The organism is Terriglobus albidus, from assembly GCF_025685425.1.
GTDB lineage: Bacteria > Acidobacteriota > Terriglobia > Terriglobales > Acidobacteriaceae > Terriglobus > Terriglobus albidus.
This window is the reverse complement of record NZ_JAGTAS010000048.1, coordinates 65,458-79,460: the sequence shown is the minus strand read 5'-3', so window position 1 is coordinate 79,460 and position 14,003 is coordinate 65,458. Positions and strand designations below refer to the sequence as shown.

At 60.2% G+C, this 14,003-nt stretch carries 15 protein-coding genes; 7 read left to right on the top strand and 8 right to left on the bottom strand.

Annotation, left to right across the window (positions count from 1 at the left end; all coding sequences use genetic code 11):
* Positions 1–59 precede the first annotated feature (59 nt).
* Positions 60–1,208, top strand: a complete 1,149-nt coding sequence (locus tag OHL21_RS08380; RefSeq protein WP_263416803.1) for a GGDEF domain-containing protein — start codon at positions 60–62, stop codon at positions 1,206–1,208.
* 371 nt (positions 1,209–1,579) lie between these two features.
* Here OHL21_RS08380 and OHL21_RS08375 read toward each other — a convergent pair whose 3' ends face one another.
* From OHL21_RS08375 to OHL21_RS08365, 3 genes are all read right to left on the bottom strand, one after another.
* A complete protein-coding gene (locus OHL21_RS08375; protein WP_263416802.1) occupies positions 1,580–2,095 on the bottom strand; it encodes a DinB family protein in 516 nt (171 codons plus the stop codon).
* Between the two features lie 292 nt (positions 2,096–2,387).
* Complete coding sequence (locus tag OHL21_RS08370) at positions 2,388–3,284, bottom strand: hypothetical protein (protein WP_263416801.1); 897 nt, start codon at positions 3,282–3,284, stop codon at positions 2,388–2,390.
* Positions 3,281–3,823: a regulatory protein RecX gene (locus tag OHL21_RS08365; protein ID WP_263416800.1), complete on the bottom strand. Its 543-nt coding sequence runs from the start codon at positions 3,821–3,823 to the stop codon at positions 3,281–3,283. The genes OHL21_RS08370 and OHL21_RS08365 overlap by 4 nt, the downstream gene beginning before the upstream one ends.
* A gap of 226 nt (positions 3,824–4,049) precedes the next feature.
* On the opposite strand from OHL21_RS08365, the gene lepB reads away from it, so the two are divergent.
* Together lepB and OHL21_RS08355 are read left to right on the top strand one after the other, a co-directional pair.
* The gene (gene lepB, locus OHL21_RS08360; protein WP_263416799.1) at positions 4,050–4,847 is read left to right on the top strand and encodes a signal peptidase I; all 798 of its coding nucleotides are present in this window, start codon (positions 4,050–4,052) and stop codon (positions 4,845–4,847) included.
* Entirely contained in the window at positions 4,848–6,470 is a 1,623-nt protein-coding gene (locus OHL21_RS08355; protein WP_263416798.1) for an AsmA family protein, read from the top strand. It begins immediately after the preceding gene.
* Positions 6,471–6,565: 95 nt separating this feature from the next.
* On the opposite strand, the gene OHL21_RS08350 is transcribed toward OHL21_RS08355, so the two are convergent.
* Together OHL21_RS08350 and rlmB are read right to left on the bottom strand one after the other, a co-directional pair.
* On the bottom strand, positions 6,566–8,392 hold the full coding sequence (locus OHL21_RS08350; RefSeq protein ID WP_263416797.1) for a gluzincin family metallopeptidase: 1,827 nt from the start codon (positions 8,390–8,392) through the stop codon (positions 6,566–6,568).
* Positions 8,393–9,178, bottom strand: a complete 786-nt coding sequence (gene rlmB / locus OHL21_RS08345; protein ID WP_263416796.1) for a 23S rRNA (guanosine(2251)-2'-O)-methyltransferase RlmB — start codon at positions 9,176–9,178, stop codon at positions 8,393–8,395.
* A 174-nt stretch (positions 9,179–9,352) separates the two neighbouring features.
* Here rlmB and OHL21_RS08340 point away from each other — a divergent pair, with 174 nt between their 5' ends.
* The 4 genes from OHL21_RS08340 to OHL21_RS08325 all read left to right on the top strand — a co-directional run bounded on the left by OHL21_RS08340 (position 9,353) and on the right by OHL21_RS08325 (position 11,787).
* Positions 9,353–9,982: an RNA polymerase sigma factor gene (locus tag OHL21_RS08340; protein ID WP_263416795.1), complete on the top strand. Its 630-nt coding sequence runs from the start codon at positions 9,353–9,355 to the stop codon at positions 9,980–9,982.
* Positions 9,982–10,308 carry a hypothetical protein gene (locus tag OHL21_RS08335; protein ID WP_263416794.1) on the top strand — a complete coding sequence of 109 codons (327 nt, stop codon included), beginning with the start codon at positions 9,982–9,984 and terminating at the stop codon, positions 10,306–10,308. The genes OHL21_RS08340 and OHL21_RS08335 overlap by 1 nt, the downstream gene beginning before the upstream one ends.
* Positions 10,308–10,841 carry a zinc ribbon domain-containing protein gene (locus tag OHL21_RS08330; RefSeq protein WP_263416793.1) on the top strand — a complete coding sequence of 178 codons (534 nt, stop codon included), beginning with the start codon at positions 10,308–10,310 and terminating at the stop codon, positions 10,839–10,841. The genes OHL21_RS08335 and OHL21_RS08330 overlap by 1 nt, the downstream gene beginning before the upstream one ends.
* A gap of 127 nt (positions 10,842–10,968) precedes the next feature.
* Positions 10,969–11,787 (top strand): LytR/AlgR family response regulator transcription factor, encoded by an 819-nt coding sequence (locus OHL21_RS08325; protein WP_263416792.1) that lies wholly within the window; start codon positions 10,969–10,971, stop codon positions 11,785–11,787.
* Between the two features lie 211 nt (positions 11,788–11,998).
* Here OHL21_RS08325 and OHL21_RS08320 read toward each other — a convergent pair whose 3' ends face one another.
* From OHL21_RS08320 to OHL21_RS08310, 3 genes are read right to left on the bottom strand one after another with little or no spacing between them, the layout of a single operon-like run.
* On the bottom strand, positions 11,999–12,658 hold the full coding sequence (locus OHL21_RS08320) for a ferredoxin--NADP reductase (RefSeq protein WP_263416791.1): 660 nt from the start codon (positions 12,656–12,658) through the stop codon (positions 11,999–12,001).
* Entirely contained in the window at positions 12,655–13,089 is a 435-nt protein-coding gene (locus tag OHL21_RS08315; RefSeq protein ID WP_263416790.1) for a DUF971 domain-containing protein, read from the bottom strand. The genes OHL21_RS08320 and OHL21_RS08315 overlap by 4 nt, the downstream gene beginning before the upstream one ends.
* Before the next feature lie 25 nt (positions 13,090–13,114).
* Positions 13,115–13,897, bottom strand: a complete 783-nt coding sequence (locus OHL21_RS08310; protein ID WP_263416789.1) for a sulfite exporter TauE/SafE family protein — start codon at positions 13,895–13,897, stop codon at positions 13,115–13,117.
* Between the last annotated feature and the right edge of the window lie 106 nt (positions 13,898–14,003).

The window sequence follows — 14,003 nt, the reverse complement described above, 5'->3', positions numbered from 1 at the left end:
CACTAAGCGCAAGAATCCCAAATGATGTTTTTTCCGTTCCCTGAACGGACTTCGGCCCAATGGATATCAATACCCTTTTCTTCGTGGAGTCGAGCCTGCTTTTCCTCTTCGGCCTCACGATGCTCGTCAATTCCCTTGCAAACCCTGGTCTGCGCGGAGCGTACTGGTTTGTCATCTCAAACCTTGCCGGAGGCATTGCCCTGTCGCTGCAGGGTGCACGCGCGCATCTGCCGGTGGTGATCGGCATCGTCCTCTCGAATCTGCTCTTCGTGGCGCAGCTGGTGTGCCTGAACCGAGCCGTGACCACCTTTCTTGGCCGCATGGAACGGATGTGGATCGCGATACTTGGCGTTTGCATGGTGGGGATGTGCGGCGTCGCGTATTTTTCGCTGGTACGCCCTGATATCGGTGTGCGGGTCGCGGTTATCTCCGCCATGATGGCGGCTCCGGCGCTGATGACGGCATGGGTGCTCTTCGGACCGGCGGCTCCCGGCGTGCGTACCGCTTCGCGCCTGCTGGGCTCAGTCTTCCTGTTCTTTGCCACGGTCTGCTCCGTGCGCGGGTATGCGGTCTACCGTTTCCACGTTCCTAGCTTCTACTTCATCTGGCTCGATCTGATCGTCATTGCAGGCATCGCCTTCGGGTTTATCTGGATGTCAGCGGCGCGGTTGCGCGAGGACCTGGAGCGCCAGGCTATGACCGATCCGCTGACCGGGGTGCTGAATCGTCGCGCCGTCGAGCGTGAGGTCGTTGAGCTGCTGCAACGCTCGGCGAAGAGTGGAGGAACCATCTCGGCGCTGATGCTGGATATGGATCACTTCAAGGGCATCAATGATCGCTTCGGCCATCATGGCGGCGACCAGGCCTTGCTGGCGGTAACAAATGCCATCCGCCGCTCCGTACGTAGCACCGACCTGGTGGCTCGTTTGGGCGGAGATGAATTCATGGTGGTGCTGCCGGATACATCCATGGAGATGGCGCGCATGATCGCCGAGCTCATCCGCGGAGAGGTCTCTGCCCTGCGGGTGCGGACCGAAACTCATCAGTTCCAGGTACGGGTCTCAGTCGGCATTACCACGCTGGTGGGCCAGATTTTAGGTCTGGAAGATCTGATCAAGCAGTCTGATCGCGCACTGTATGAGGCCAAGGCCGCCGGACGGAATCGGGTATATCCCTCCGGAGATCTTGAGCCCGCGTTTATGGCTTAGCGGCGGACCCGATGAAATCGAGCCTTATCTTTTTGTCGCTCCTCGCGGTCCAGGCATCCGCGCAAGAGCCTCCGTGCGGACTAGCATCCATCATCGAAAACAACACGCCGATTTATCCTCCAATCGCAAGGGCAGCTCATGTGACCGGAAAGGTCATCATGCTAGTTGAGTTCTCCGGACGGCTCGGTCAAGGAATCCCATGCCTTGTCTGGGCCAGAAATGCTAAAAGCTCCAGCCCATGACTATGTAGTGAACTGGAAAGCGAATTCCTACGGAGGACCTTATCTTTCTCCTTACCTCGTACCTGGGGCGTTGCCCCAGGCTGGTATAGAGCGCGCCTTCAGCGCTTCAGAGCCCTCCGGAGATTTCCTTCAGAGCCCTTCAAATAGCTCCCAGATGCGGGCTAAGTGATGGTCATCGTGCTCTGCGACGAAGAAGAGATGGTCCGTCAGAGTCATGGGCTGCTTCAGACGCGGGTGCACGATACTGCGGTCCCATGCCTCTTCTTCCAGCGAGGCAACGCGGCTCAGAAGCTTGCTGCGTGCGCCGCGAAAAGCCGAAAGAATCTCTTCAAGTGGACGCTCGTTGTAGCCGCCATCGGTCGTGGCGCGATTCGCAAGGTCAGTCGGCGTGAGGGTGTCGCTGCCGCGGACGAAGTCTTCCACGCGGGTGAGCCACAGCGGCTCAAGCTGTAGAAGATGTCCGGCGTTCTCCTGCGCAGACCAGCCATGTTCCGGTCTGGCAATCAACCGCTGATGCGTATGGCCCCGCAGCTCCTCCTCCAGCCGTGCCGGTGTGCCGCGCAGCCGTGCCATCAGGTTAGGTAATAGCTCCTTCGGATATCCGAAGGAAAACTTCCGCTCAAACCACACTGCGATCTGCGTCATGCCAATCCTCCCTAAACTCCGCGAGAGAAGTGTGCTTTACCTTCGCGGTTCCGCGCCATCGTTATAAGTAAAATTGCGCCGGACATAAGGATTGCTGCAAGCAGATTGCTGCAAGCAGATTGCTGCAAGCAGATTGCTGCAAGCAGATCGCTGCGAACCTTCTCGCGTCTTTTCGTTTCGCGTTTTGTTAGGAGGTACGGATATTCCTTACCCGCCCTGGCGTTATCGCCCCAATGAACTTCGTTCAGTGGGGACCCCGGTTGCGAGGGCGGCCACCCGGGCAGTGTAAGCGTCAACGGCGGCTCTTCTTCTTTTGTGTCGCTTGCAGATCGGGCGCCCACGTCCAGCCCTCCATCGCATGCAGCGGATCGCGCGGTTGCACCAGACGCGGAAACTCGTCGCGCCGCTCCACCATCACCATCATGCTGACCAGAGCATCAAACGCATCTTCCCCGGCGCGGGCCGTCTGCAGCACGCCACGCGGCAGAGCTGCATAAGCCGGATCTTCTTTCCGCTTGCGCAGCAGATATTCGGCGCGCCTCTCCGGATTGGACTTGTGCACCGGCCCGGTGTTGAGCCGCGTATACATCTCCACCACGAGCGGCAACTTTGGCGGGTCGAAGGGCCAGACCGAGAAACCTGCCTCGCGCAGTTGCAGCAGCACCGGCATACCGCGCAGCGAGGCTGTGCCCACCGATCCGGATCCGCCGATCTGGAATACAGATTTCGGTGTGATGCCCTTCACTCTTAACGCACGCTCTTCTTCCGGAATAAGCGCCACCAGCTTGCAATCAATATCGGTTGCGCGCAGCATGCGATGCAGCCGATCGCCTGAAAACTCCGCGGGCCGCTTGTGCGGCTTTCCCCAGAAGCGGCGGTCTTCACACTCGCGTGAGAGCCAGCGCTCCCCGTGCTGTTCGGTCACCAGGCGCCAGAACTGAGGAGCGCTCTCCATCTCCAACTCTCGCAGAAACCATGCGGGAAACGAAAAACAGAAATCGAAGCCCACGACCAGCGATGGATCATCCTTGGCCAGCTTGATCAACCACTTGGCCGTCTCCTGCCGGGTGCGGCCGTTGGTCAGCGTGACTTTCCCGTTGTGCCAGCGGGCGGCGTAGATATGGCGGCGCTGGCCGGCGGCATCGACGCGGCCTGACCAGTCGATCGCGATGACCTGCGTGACGCTCATTCCATCTCGTCCAGCGTTTCGACTTCGGCCAGGACATCATCACTGGCCTTCAGCTCCTTCAGCGCCGCAAAGATGGTGCCGGTGGAGAAGCCGGCCGCAGCGAGACGGCGCACAATCCGCGCCGATTCTTTTTCATTTGCCGGTGCGGCGATCCGCTTTTTGCGGAGATGTTCGCGGGCGAGATCGAGCTCTTTTACGTCTTCGAAGGCTGCCGTGAGCGTCTTCTCGATCAGAGGAGACGCAATCCCCTTCTGCCGCAGATCGTTGGCGATGCGGCGTTTGCCGAAGGCCTGGTTCTCCTGGCGGAGCCGGGTGAAGTCCGCGGCAAAGCGCGGATCGGAGAGATAGCGCATCTCTTCCAGCCGGGCGATCACCCGGCCGATCTTCGCTTCGCCCTCGGCGGAGTCTTCCACCCGCGCCTTCATCAGCTTCTTCAGCTCGGCTACGGTACGCATGCGGCGGCCCAGGGCGGCGGCGGCGTAGTCCAGCAGCTCGGTCTCACTCATCGGTTCGCGCGGTTTGGGTTTACGGAACGGCATCGCGGTTAGGAAATTCTAGAAGAATTGATGAACGGGGTACTGGATTGATTGGGTTGTTGAAGGAGTTGTACTGACGAATTTTGGTACGGAGAATCAAGCGCTTATCTTGCTGGATCCCCACTTCGGATTCCCAACGAACGTGTTCCCTGGACTAAACGCTCACAGAATTCGGGTGGGTGCCCTCCCGGATACCCGACCAGTTACACTTGCTGAGGAGAAAGTTCCTTTGCCAAACGAAGAGCAGAAGCCTGAAGAACAGAAGCGCGAAGAGACCCTGCTCGAAAGCATTGCCTCCATCGCCAGTGTTCTGGCCGTGGGTCTCTTCGTCATGACCTTTATCTTTCAGAACTTTGAGATCCCGTCGGCCTCCATGGTGAAGACGCTGCTGATCGGCGACCATGTGCTGGTGGACCGTGTCACCCTGGCTCCACAGAGTAAGTGGATGCCGCTGGTGCACTACCGTCAGCCCCACCGCGGGGATGTCTTCGTCTTCCTGAAGCCCGGCTGGCCCGATCTCTTCCTGGTCAAGCGCCTCGTCGGCCTGCCCGGCGATAAGATTCACCTGCGCAACGGCATTCTGTACGTCAATGGCGTTCAGCAGAACGAGCCTTATATCTCCAAGCCCGGCGACCGGGACGAGAACGGAAACATTCGCGAGTATCAGGAGTTCCGCGACGACTTCCCGCTATATCCCCCGCCATCCTATATGTCCTCAGAGGACGTTCCTGGCGTCTGGCGTGAAGATCTTCCCTCCCACATCCAGGGAGAGGATCTCGTGGTCCCTCCGGGGAAGGTCTTTGCCATGGGTGACAACCGCCTGGACTCGCTGGACAGCCGCTTCTGGGGCTTCGTTCCTATGGAAAATATCGTCGGTCGGCCTATGTTCGTTTACTGGTCGTTCGAGACTCCGGCGGACCAGATCAACAAGCAGACAGTCGGCGACCGCATCAGCTTCGCGGGCCACGTGATTCTGCACTTCTTCGACGAGACGCGCTGGAAGCGTACGCTGCACCTGGTGAAGTAGATGTCTGAGATCGGCGCACAACCGAAGCGTTCGCGGCGTCGGCGCATCGCCATGGCTCTTGGCCTGATTGTTCTGATCCTGATTGCCATCTTTGCGCTGCCCATGATCAATGTGGGCCGTTATCGCCTGCGGGTCGCGCAGAGCATCAGCGAGGCCATCGGGCGGCCGGTGCATATCGACAACATCACCCTGAGCATGCTGCCCACACCGGGTTTCACCCTGGAAAATTTTGTCATCAGCGAAGATCCGGAGTTCGGCGCGGAGCCGGTGATGCGGGCCAATCAGGTCCACGTAACCCTGCGTTTGAGCTCCCTATGGCGGCGAAAGCTGGAGGCCTCCTCCATCTCACTGACAGAGCCCAGCGTGAACCTGGTTCGCGCCGAGAATGGCCGCTGGAACCTGCAGGGGATCCTGATGCACGCCACGCAGGTGGATGCCGCTCCTACAGCACAGCCCAAAGCCGGCAGTAAGCCCCGTTTTCCCTATATCGAGGCCACCAGTGCCCGCGTCAACCTGAAGCTGGGCAACGAGAAGACGCCATTCTCTCTCACCGAGGCGGAGTTTGCACTCTGGCTACCGAATCCCGACGAGTGGCGGATCCGCCTGGAGGCGCATCCCTCACGCACCGATACCGATGCCAGCGATACCGGCGTTCTGCGGATCGAAGGCACCCTTAAGCATGCGGACAGCTTCAGCCAGGTTCCGATTGACCTGCATGGCGTATGGACCAAGGCCCAGCTCGGCGAAACCAGCAAGGTGCTGACCGGAGCCGATGCCGGCCTGCGCGGAACCCTGGAATGGGGAGCCAATGTTAAAGGCACCTTTGCCGAATCCAACGTGCAGACCTGGATCAAGCTGGAAGGCCTGCGCCGGGCGGAGTTCTTTCCGTCACAGCCGATCTCGGCGGAGATACGCTGCGGGCTGCGTGCCACCAACCGTTTCCTGACCCTGGACGATGTGAAGTGCGAGGCGCCTGTGGATGCCGGCGCCGTTTCCCTGGCCGGGCGGATCGATGATGTCCGCGAACCCGAGAAGGCGGAGATCCAGCTCGGACTTCACCAGGTTGCCGCGGATACGCTGCTGAACTGGCTCAAAGTCGCGAGCTCACGCGTATCGCCGCAGTGGACCGCCTCCGGAACCATTGATGCGGATCTAACCTACGGCGCAGTGAGCGGATGGAAGGGCAACCTCACCGCCAACAAGCTGGGACTCTCCGCAAAGGACCATGAGGTCATCAAAGACCAGACGGTCGAGTTGACTGATGTTGCCGTAACTCCGGTGGTCTTCAAAGGCCGCCCCGGCCTGAACCCCGAAAATAACAATCTGCAGGGCGACCTGCGGCGCTATGCCTTCACCTTCGACCGGCTGCCGGTCGACCTGGGTGGAAAGAACCCAGCCCAGATCAACGGCCGCTTCGATTCTCACCTGAGCCTGCTCCAGATCACAGGCGAGGCAGATGCGGCAGAGACACGAGATCTGGCGTTGCTGACTCCACTGGGCGACCAGATTGATCCCCTGCTGCCAAAAGACGGTTCCACCCAATTGAACCTGAGCTGCGAGCGCAGCAGCACCATTGTGTGCGCCAATATTGCGCCTCCTGCGCGCGTAGCACGCAGGCGCTGAATAGTTGAATGGTTGAATGGTGGGTCATGGGTGAGTTGAGCCTGTAAGCCTCACCATTCAACAATTCAACTATTGAACTATTCAACCGACCGCACCTACGGTGCGGTCTTCAAATTCACATCCAGCACATGCACCGTCGAGCGTAGCTCTGGCGTTGTTCCGTCGTTGACCTGGACCTGCTGCGGTGCGTCGTTGAAGACGATGCGGGTGGTCGAGCGGGAGCGTCCCGGAATGCGCAGGCGCTCCGTGGTGGTCAGGTTACCGGAGCGGATCGTTATCGGAACATCGGCCACCGCGTAGCCCGTATTCGAGACCTCAACGGAGATCAGGTAGCCGCCAGTGCGCTCGCCGGTATGCTCGATGGCGCGCGGCGTTACGGAGACGATGGAGAGATCGGGCAAGCCACGGTCATGGTCGACCCAATCGTCAAAGAACCAGCCGAGGTCTTTCTGCGATGTCTCTTCAAGCAGACGGCGGAAGGTTGCCGCATTCGGTGTGGCCTGCGTCCGCAGTGCGGCCAGCGCCTGCTGCAGGGCGGTATCTCCGGCGATTGACCGCAGCATCCACAGCACATAGGCCGCTTTGTTGCGGTAGATCAGATCGCTGTGCGCCTTCTCCAGGGGTTGCCCATCACCCGCATCCGGTTGGGAGAGGTCAGGCTCGAGCAGCGTCAATGCACCACGACCGTCTTCCAGCGCTGCAATCGCGGCTTCGCGTCCTTCGGTGCGCTCGATCCACAGCAGCTCCATAAAGCGCGCCAGACCTTCATCCAGCCAGGCGGGCTGGTTACCGGTATAGGCGTGCGTAAAGGCATGCACCAGCACCTCTGTAGCTTCGTTGGGGTGACCAGGGAGTTGCCCAACGAGAAACGGTCCAGACTCAAAGGGCTGCAGGATGTCCGCTTCCAGCAGTGTCAGCGGTCGGTTGGGCCGCGCCCCCAGCCAGGTGGTAAGCAGCGGAAAAACATTCAGCGCTGTCTTGTTCAGGTTGCTAGCCCGGTCGGCGGCTTCAGAGATTACGGCCAGATAGCCACCACCTAACATCTCCGGCTGATCTTTGCTGAGAAAGAGGCTGAGCGGACGGAAGCCCAGAGGAAATCCAGCGAAGCTCCCGGTGGCCACACCGGTGGCAGCGGCGGAGGGCTGATTCGGATTGTCCTGGTGCGTCTCCAGTACAGCCTGATGGCCGGACAAAAACGCCAGCCGCGGTGGGTCGCCGGCATACTCGACGGTAAGGCGACCGCTCACACGGGCCGTCTGCGTCGCGAGCCGGTTGCGGCCGATCAGGTCATAGACCCGGTTGCCATCGCCAAGGAACGCGGGCGGAGCGCTGACGGGGTACCAGAGCACATTGCCGAAGCCCCGGACGCCGGTGAAGTCGTCCGTGATGCGATCCCACTCCAAAGCGGATGGGGCGGACGAGCTCTCGGATCCGGTCGTCTGCTTCACTTTGCCGGAATACAGCACATCGAGAGTCACCGAGGCATCGACGGAGAGAGGCCTGGGCAGATGCAGCACAGCCTCGGTCACTGCAGCCGTGTGGTCGAGATCGGTCTTCACCTGGTGCTGGGCCACCGGCAGGGTGACCGAGCTGCCATCTTCAACCAGACGGGCCAGATCCCACATCATGGACGAGGAGATCTGGAGCGGAAGGTCCTCGATGGGCTTCGTTCCACCATTGCGCACCGTCAGCCGCACCCGCGCGGAGAGCATGCTCTCCGAGGTATTCAGGTGGAGATCCATGTCATAGGCAGTGAAGATCAGCGACGAGCGGACCTCGTCCGAGAGCTGGATCAATACGGCGGGTTTCTTCTGGGCCGTCTCCGGAGGAGACTGAACGATGACCTGCGGCGGCTGCTGCGCCCACGCCACACCAGCGGCCAGCAACAGGGCCGTACATCCCAATCGGCTTACAAAATACATCTAGGAACCTAAACCCTTACGCGGTTTGGACGGCTTTGCCACCTGCGCGGGAGCGCCGGCCCGCTGTCGCATCGCCTCATACATCACCACCGCCCCGGCGACGGAGACGTTCAGGGAGCTGACGGAGCCTGCCATCGGGATGCGCAGCAGGTGATCGCAGGTGCGCTTGACCAGGTCGTGCAGCCCGGCGCCCTCGCGTCCAAGGACCAGCGCCGTGTGAGTTTTGAAGTCGTAATCGCTGTAATCGGGCGTGCCACGTTCATCCAGGCCGACCACCCAGACATTTGCCTCTTTCAAGGTCTCCAGAGCTCGCACCAGGTTGGTGACGCGGGCGATACGGACGTGTTCACTGGCGCCCGCCGACGACTTCGCGACCACGGCGGTCAGAGGCGCTGAGCGCCGTTCGGGCAGAAGGACGCCATCGACCCCGGCCCCATCGGCAGTACGCAGCAGCGCACCGAGATTGTGTGGGTCTTCGACGCCGTCAAGGGCGAGGAAGAAATAATGCTCTCCGTTTCGGGGTGGAGCAGCCAGCAAGTCCTCGATTGCCAGGAACTTACGCTCGCGTACCTGCGCAACAATACCCTGGTGCATCTCGGTCTTGGCCAGCCGGGTGAGCTCATCTTTTGAGGCCGGCGAGCACTTAACTCCTGCTTTGCGGCAGAGATCGAGCACTGTTTCCAGCCGGGCATCGCGGCGGTCACGGGCGAAGCGGACGTGATCCAGCGGACGGCCGCCGGAGCGTACTGCCTCCTCCACCGGGTGAATGCCGTACAGAACTTCCATCCAAGCAGTTTATCGTCTGTCCAGAAGACAGAATTGACCGTTACCAGGCACCGTCGAATGCGGGAAATTCTGTTTCGCCGCCGCGGCCACGGACCTATACTGATCCTCACTCGATTTTTACGAAAAAATCGCCGCCTCCGAGTCTTTTGGCGCGATATGCCCGTCAGAGGAAATGTGCCGTCCTTCTCTATAGTCCGTACTGAAGCCGCCATCGCGGAGCAGGCGCAGGAAAACGCCGCCATTGCGCGCGGGCTGAAACGGCAGGACGCGGACCTTCTGGACACACTGATCGAGCAGTATCAGCACCGCCTGATGCGCTACCTGACCTTCCTGACCGGACGCCGGGAGATGGCCGAGGACCTTTTCCAGGAGACCTGGATGCGGGTTCTGGTGCGTGGCTCTCAGTACAACGGCAAAGCTCGTTTTGAGACCTGGCTGTTCACGATCGCCCGCAACCTCGTGATCGACAACGCCCGCCGCAAGACCATGGCCAGTCTGGATGAGATGAGCGAAGGCGGAGAAGACGAGCGCCCCTTCGAGATTGCCCTGGATGCACCCTCGCCCTTCGAACAGTTTCAGGAGCGTGAGAACGCCGCAGAGGTAGCCACCGTGCTGCTGACGCTGGAGCCCAGTTACCGCGAGGTGCTGACGCTGCGCTTCCATGAAGATATGTCGCTTGAGGAGATTGCGACAGTGACACGGGCTCCTCTCTCGACCGTGAAATCCCGGCTCTATCGCGGCCTCGCAGCCCTGCGGCCGCAGGTCGAAGCCCTTCGCAGATTACCGGCGGAAGGAACACGGTGATGGCTACAATCATGACTTCCACCGCTCCATCCCGCGTCGTCAATCGCACGCACCGGGCGATTCGCGCACAGGCCCTGAAACAACAGGCACAGAAGAGGAAGGTGCGGAGTCTGTATCTCCCGCTCATCTTCGGAGGTGTCCTGCTGATTGCTGCCATGGTGACTACGGCGGTGATCCTCGCCTCGGACTCCGACGTGGAAGACACGTTGCCTTATGCCAGTGAACAGATCTTCGTGCTGCTCATGTGGCTCATCCCTGTCTCCGCAGCAGCGATCGGCGTGGTTTGGTACAAGCGTGTGAATGCTGGCCGCGGAGGAAATCATTAATGGCGGAAGTTCACGAGCGCAGAGATACTGGCAGCGCCGAGTACGACCTGAGCCTGATTCCTACCTGGTCGATTCTGCTCGCCGCGATCTTCTTTGTAGGGCTGCAGTATCTTTTTCACTTCAAGATGCCTCACCGGCACGGTGAGCTGCTGGCCATGCGGATCGCCATGGGCTTCTTCTGGGGCTCAGCTCTCTCAAGCTATGCTCTGCTGGCCGGATACGTCAGCCGCGATGTCAAACGCCGCAATATGTCGGCGCCGCTCTGGATGCTGATGGTCATCCTGATGCCGGCCGGCATCGGAGCCATTGTCTACTTCCTGGTGCGGCAGCCGGTCGTCTCCCGCTGCCCACACTGCAGCACGGAGTTGCAGGCCGGCTACAACTTCTGCCCGCAGTGCCGCTTCCAGACCGCACCGGTTTGTGGACAGTGCTTCCGCAGCGTACAGATCACTGACATCTACTGCTCCAACTGCGGACACGATCTTGCCGCCGATGGATCTCCGCGCCGCCTGCGGGCTTACCACGACGAGTAGCCGCTACAATTTTGTTCGCGGTCCGGCTATTCAAACATCATTCCCATCATGTGTAGGGATTCAAACCTGGCTTGTCGATAACACGCACGAGCCGCTCGCTCCCTTTCTTCTATACTGAATCATTGGCATGGCGATGACCGCTCTCATCATCGACGACGAACCGCTTGCCCGGCAGGAGCTGGAATACCTGCTGGAAAAAGCCGGCGATGTGGAAGTGCTTGCTCAGGGATCGAATGGGATTGAAGCCGTCGAACTCATCCGTGAACACAAACCTGACGTTGTCTTTCTTGACGTTCAGATGCCGGGCCTGGATGGGTTTGCCGTTCTGAAGAAGCTGATCGGCAAGGTGGCGCGCCTGCCGCAGGTGGTCTTCGCCACGGCATACGATCAATACGCCGTACGCGCCTTTGAAGTGAATGCGGTTGACTACCTGCTGAAGCCCTTCGACCGCGCGCGTGTGGAACAGACAGTGGAAAAAGCGCGCGGCCGTGTCGCTGCGGAGGCCGCTGCCGCTGCGCAAGCTCCTACTGATCCAAACAGCGCCAAGCTCGATGCCCTGATGAAGCTGCTGGAGGAGCAGGCCCAGCAGGCTGCCGCTCCGGCACGCGCCAGCAGCAAGGTCGTAGTGCGGGCGCAGAACCGGCTGCTTCTGGTCGATCAGAAGCACATCTGCTTTGCCGCCATCGATGAGGGCCAGATCTCGATCGTGACGCAGAATGTTGAAGGAACCTCAAACTGCCGCACACTCGAAGAGTTGATGGACCAGTTGAATCCGGAGATCTTCTGGCGCGCCCATCGCAGCTACGTGGTGAACATCCATCACATCCGCGAAGTTGTGCCGTGGTTCAAGTCAAGCTATCAGCTCCGTATGGATGACCGCCAGCAGACGGAGATTCCGGTAAGCCGCGCACAGACGAAACGGTTGAAAGAGCTGTTCAATCTGTAGTGTGTTTGGTCTGGTGGGAGCAGCGGGCTTCAGCCCGCTGATAAAGGCGTAAAAGTAATTGGGCTTAGCCTTGGGCCTTCTCTGTTAGTAAGGAAAGTCCCAGGGCTGAAGCCCATTCTCTGTTGATCCGATAGACCGTGGACTGAAGCCCACGGCTCCCACCTGGATCGAGCTTCGCTCGATAACTTTACTTATGGGGTCGAGCTTTGCATCAGTCGTAACGCTCGAAGACGATCTGCTTACGATCCCATCCGCGGTCTTTGAACCACTGCCGCAAGGGAGCGGCGAAAGCATTCAGGCCGACGATGTAGGCAGTCGGCTTTTCATCTCCAGCTTGCGACAGAATCTCTTCCAGATGCGGAGCGACCTCAACGCCCGGCAGCGGCAGATAATGGAACCCGGCAATTTCGCGTTCAGCGTGCTCAAAGCGGTCACGATAAAACATCTCCGATTCCGAAGAGGCGGTATGCAGCAGATGCAGCGGGCCGGCGTTGCTCTGTGCTCGTAGTAAGGCATCCACCATCGCTGCTACAGGCGCAATACCGACGCCATCGGCGAGGATAATGCCTGGACCTTCGCGAAGCACAAACCCACCGTAGGGACCTTGTACCTGCACCGTCCCCCCAGTCTCGAGATTGCACAGCAGGTTGGAATACCATCCGGCGCGATTGAGACAGAGCACCATGCGGGCGCCCTCGGGAGCCTGCGTCAACGAATATGCGCGAACCTCCTGCTTGCCGTCACGCTGCGTCACAAACGAGTAGAACTGGCCGGGCTGATAGGTGAGCGGTTCACTGCAGGTGAAGGAGAGCTCCCAGGTCTGCGAGGCTTCACTGAGCAAACGCTTCGCAGTGAGCGTGGCAGCGATCACGCCCGTGCACTCCGGCAGGCGTCACAGTTACAGACACGGCGCAGGTGATCCCAGGAGTAGATGCCGGCCTCGTGGCCGTCATTCCACTTGAATTTCAGCGCGTAGTTGCCGATCTTCTCCACCGAGACCGGCTTTGCAGGCGCCTGGTACATCGTGAAGAGCTCCTTGGCTTTTGGCTTCGCCTCACCCGGCTTACGACCGGTATGCTGGCGCTCTTCATGGCAGGTGGCGCAGGGGCAGGCATCACGCAGCCAGGGGAAGGTCCACTGCGAACGATGGCCGTCCTTCCACTCGATCTCGACGCCTTCGCCGGAGGTCAGGTGCACGCGCACCTTGGCCGGAGTGACCGCCTCGCGCGGCAGACGGTTGTCCTGCGCGGCGTCGGCCAGCGCCTCTTCCCGGCTGACGAAACGGATGCCTTCGTGACTCATACTGTTTCTATTTTAGGCTCGATTTTCAAACTGCATTGCGGTAGAAGAACCAGCCGGCGACGGCACAGCCGATGACAACCACCAGGGCACGCAGCACGTTCCCGTTCATACGCCGGGCATAGCGGGCGCCGAGCCATCCGCCCAGTCCGGCAAAGATCATCGCCACCAGACAGAAATGCCAAACCACCGCTCCGCGCACGATGAAAGTGACCACCGCGGAGAAGTTCGAGACACAGGCGCCGAGCACCTTGAGCGAATTCAACTGGTTCATCTCTTCCACGCCGAAGAGCGCCAGCACCGTCATGATCAGAAACCCGGCGCCGGCGCCGAAGTAGCCGATATAAAAGGTAACCGGCAGCAGGCAGAGCAGTACGTAAAGTGCCGGAACCTTGTGCTCGAGATGCGGGTGTTCGCTGCGGCTGCGCAGCCAACGGGAGATGCGTCCGCTAACGCCGAAGAGTAAAGATGCCGCCAACAGCATCCATGGCAGCACATGCAGAAAGGTCTGCTGCTGTGTGTGCAGCAGAATGATCGCTCCGCCGATGCCGCCGATCACCGAAGCGACAGCCACTACCCAGGCGGCATCACGGCGCAGGTCTTCACGCAAGGCAGCGAGCGAGGTAAGCTGCCCCGGCCAGATAGCCACAGTGTTCGTTGCATTCGCCTGAATGGGCGGCACGCCGACTGCCAGCATCGCCGGGAAAGAAACGAACGAGCCTCCGCCCGCGAGCGCATTCATCACGCCTGCGATGAAGGATGCAAGGATCAGCCAGAGATAGTGGCCGTGCGTGGTGAGATAGGCGGGCATTGTCTTTATTGTAGGTTGCACCGTGGGCTAGAAGCCCACGGCTCCCACGTATTCGAGTTTCGCTCGAAGCTCCCACATAAGCTTCGCGTATGTGGGGCAGCCGGTG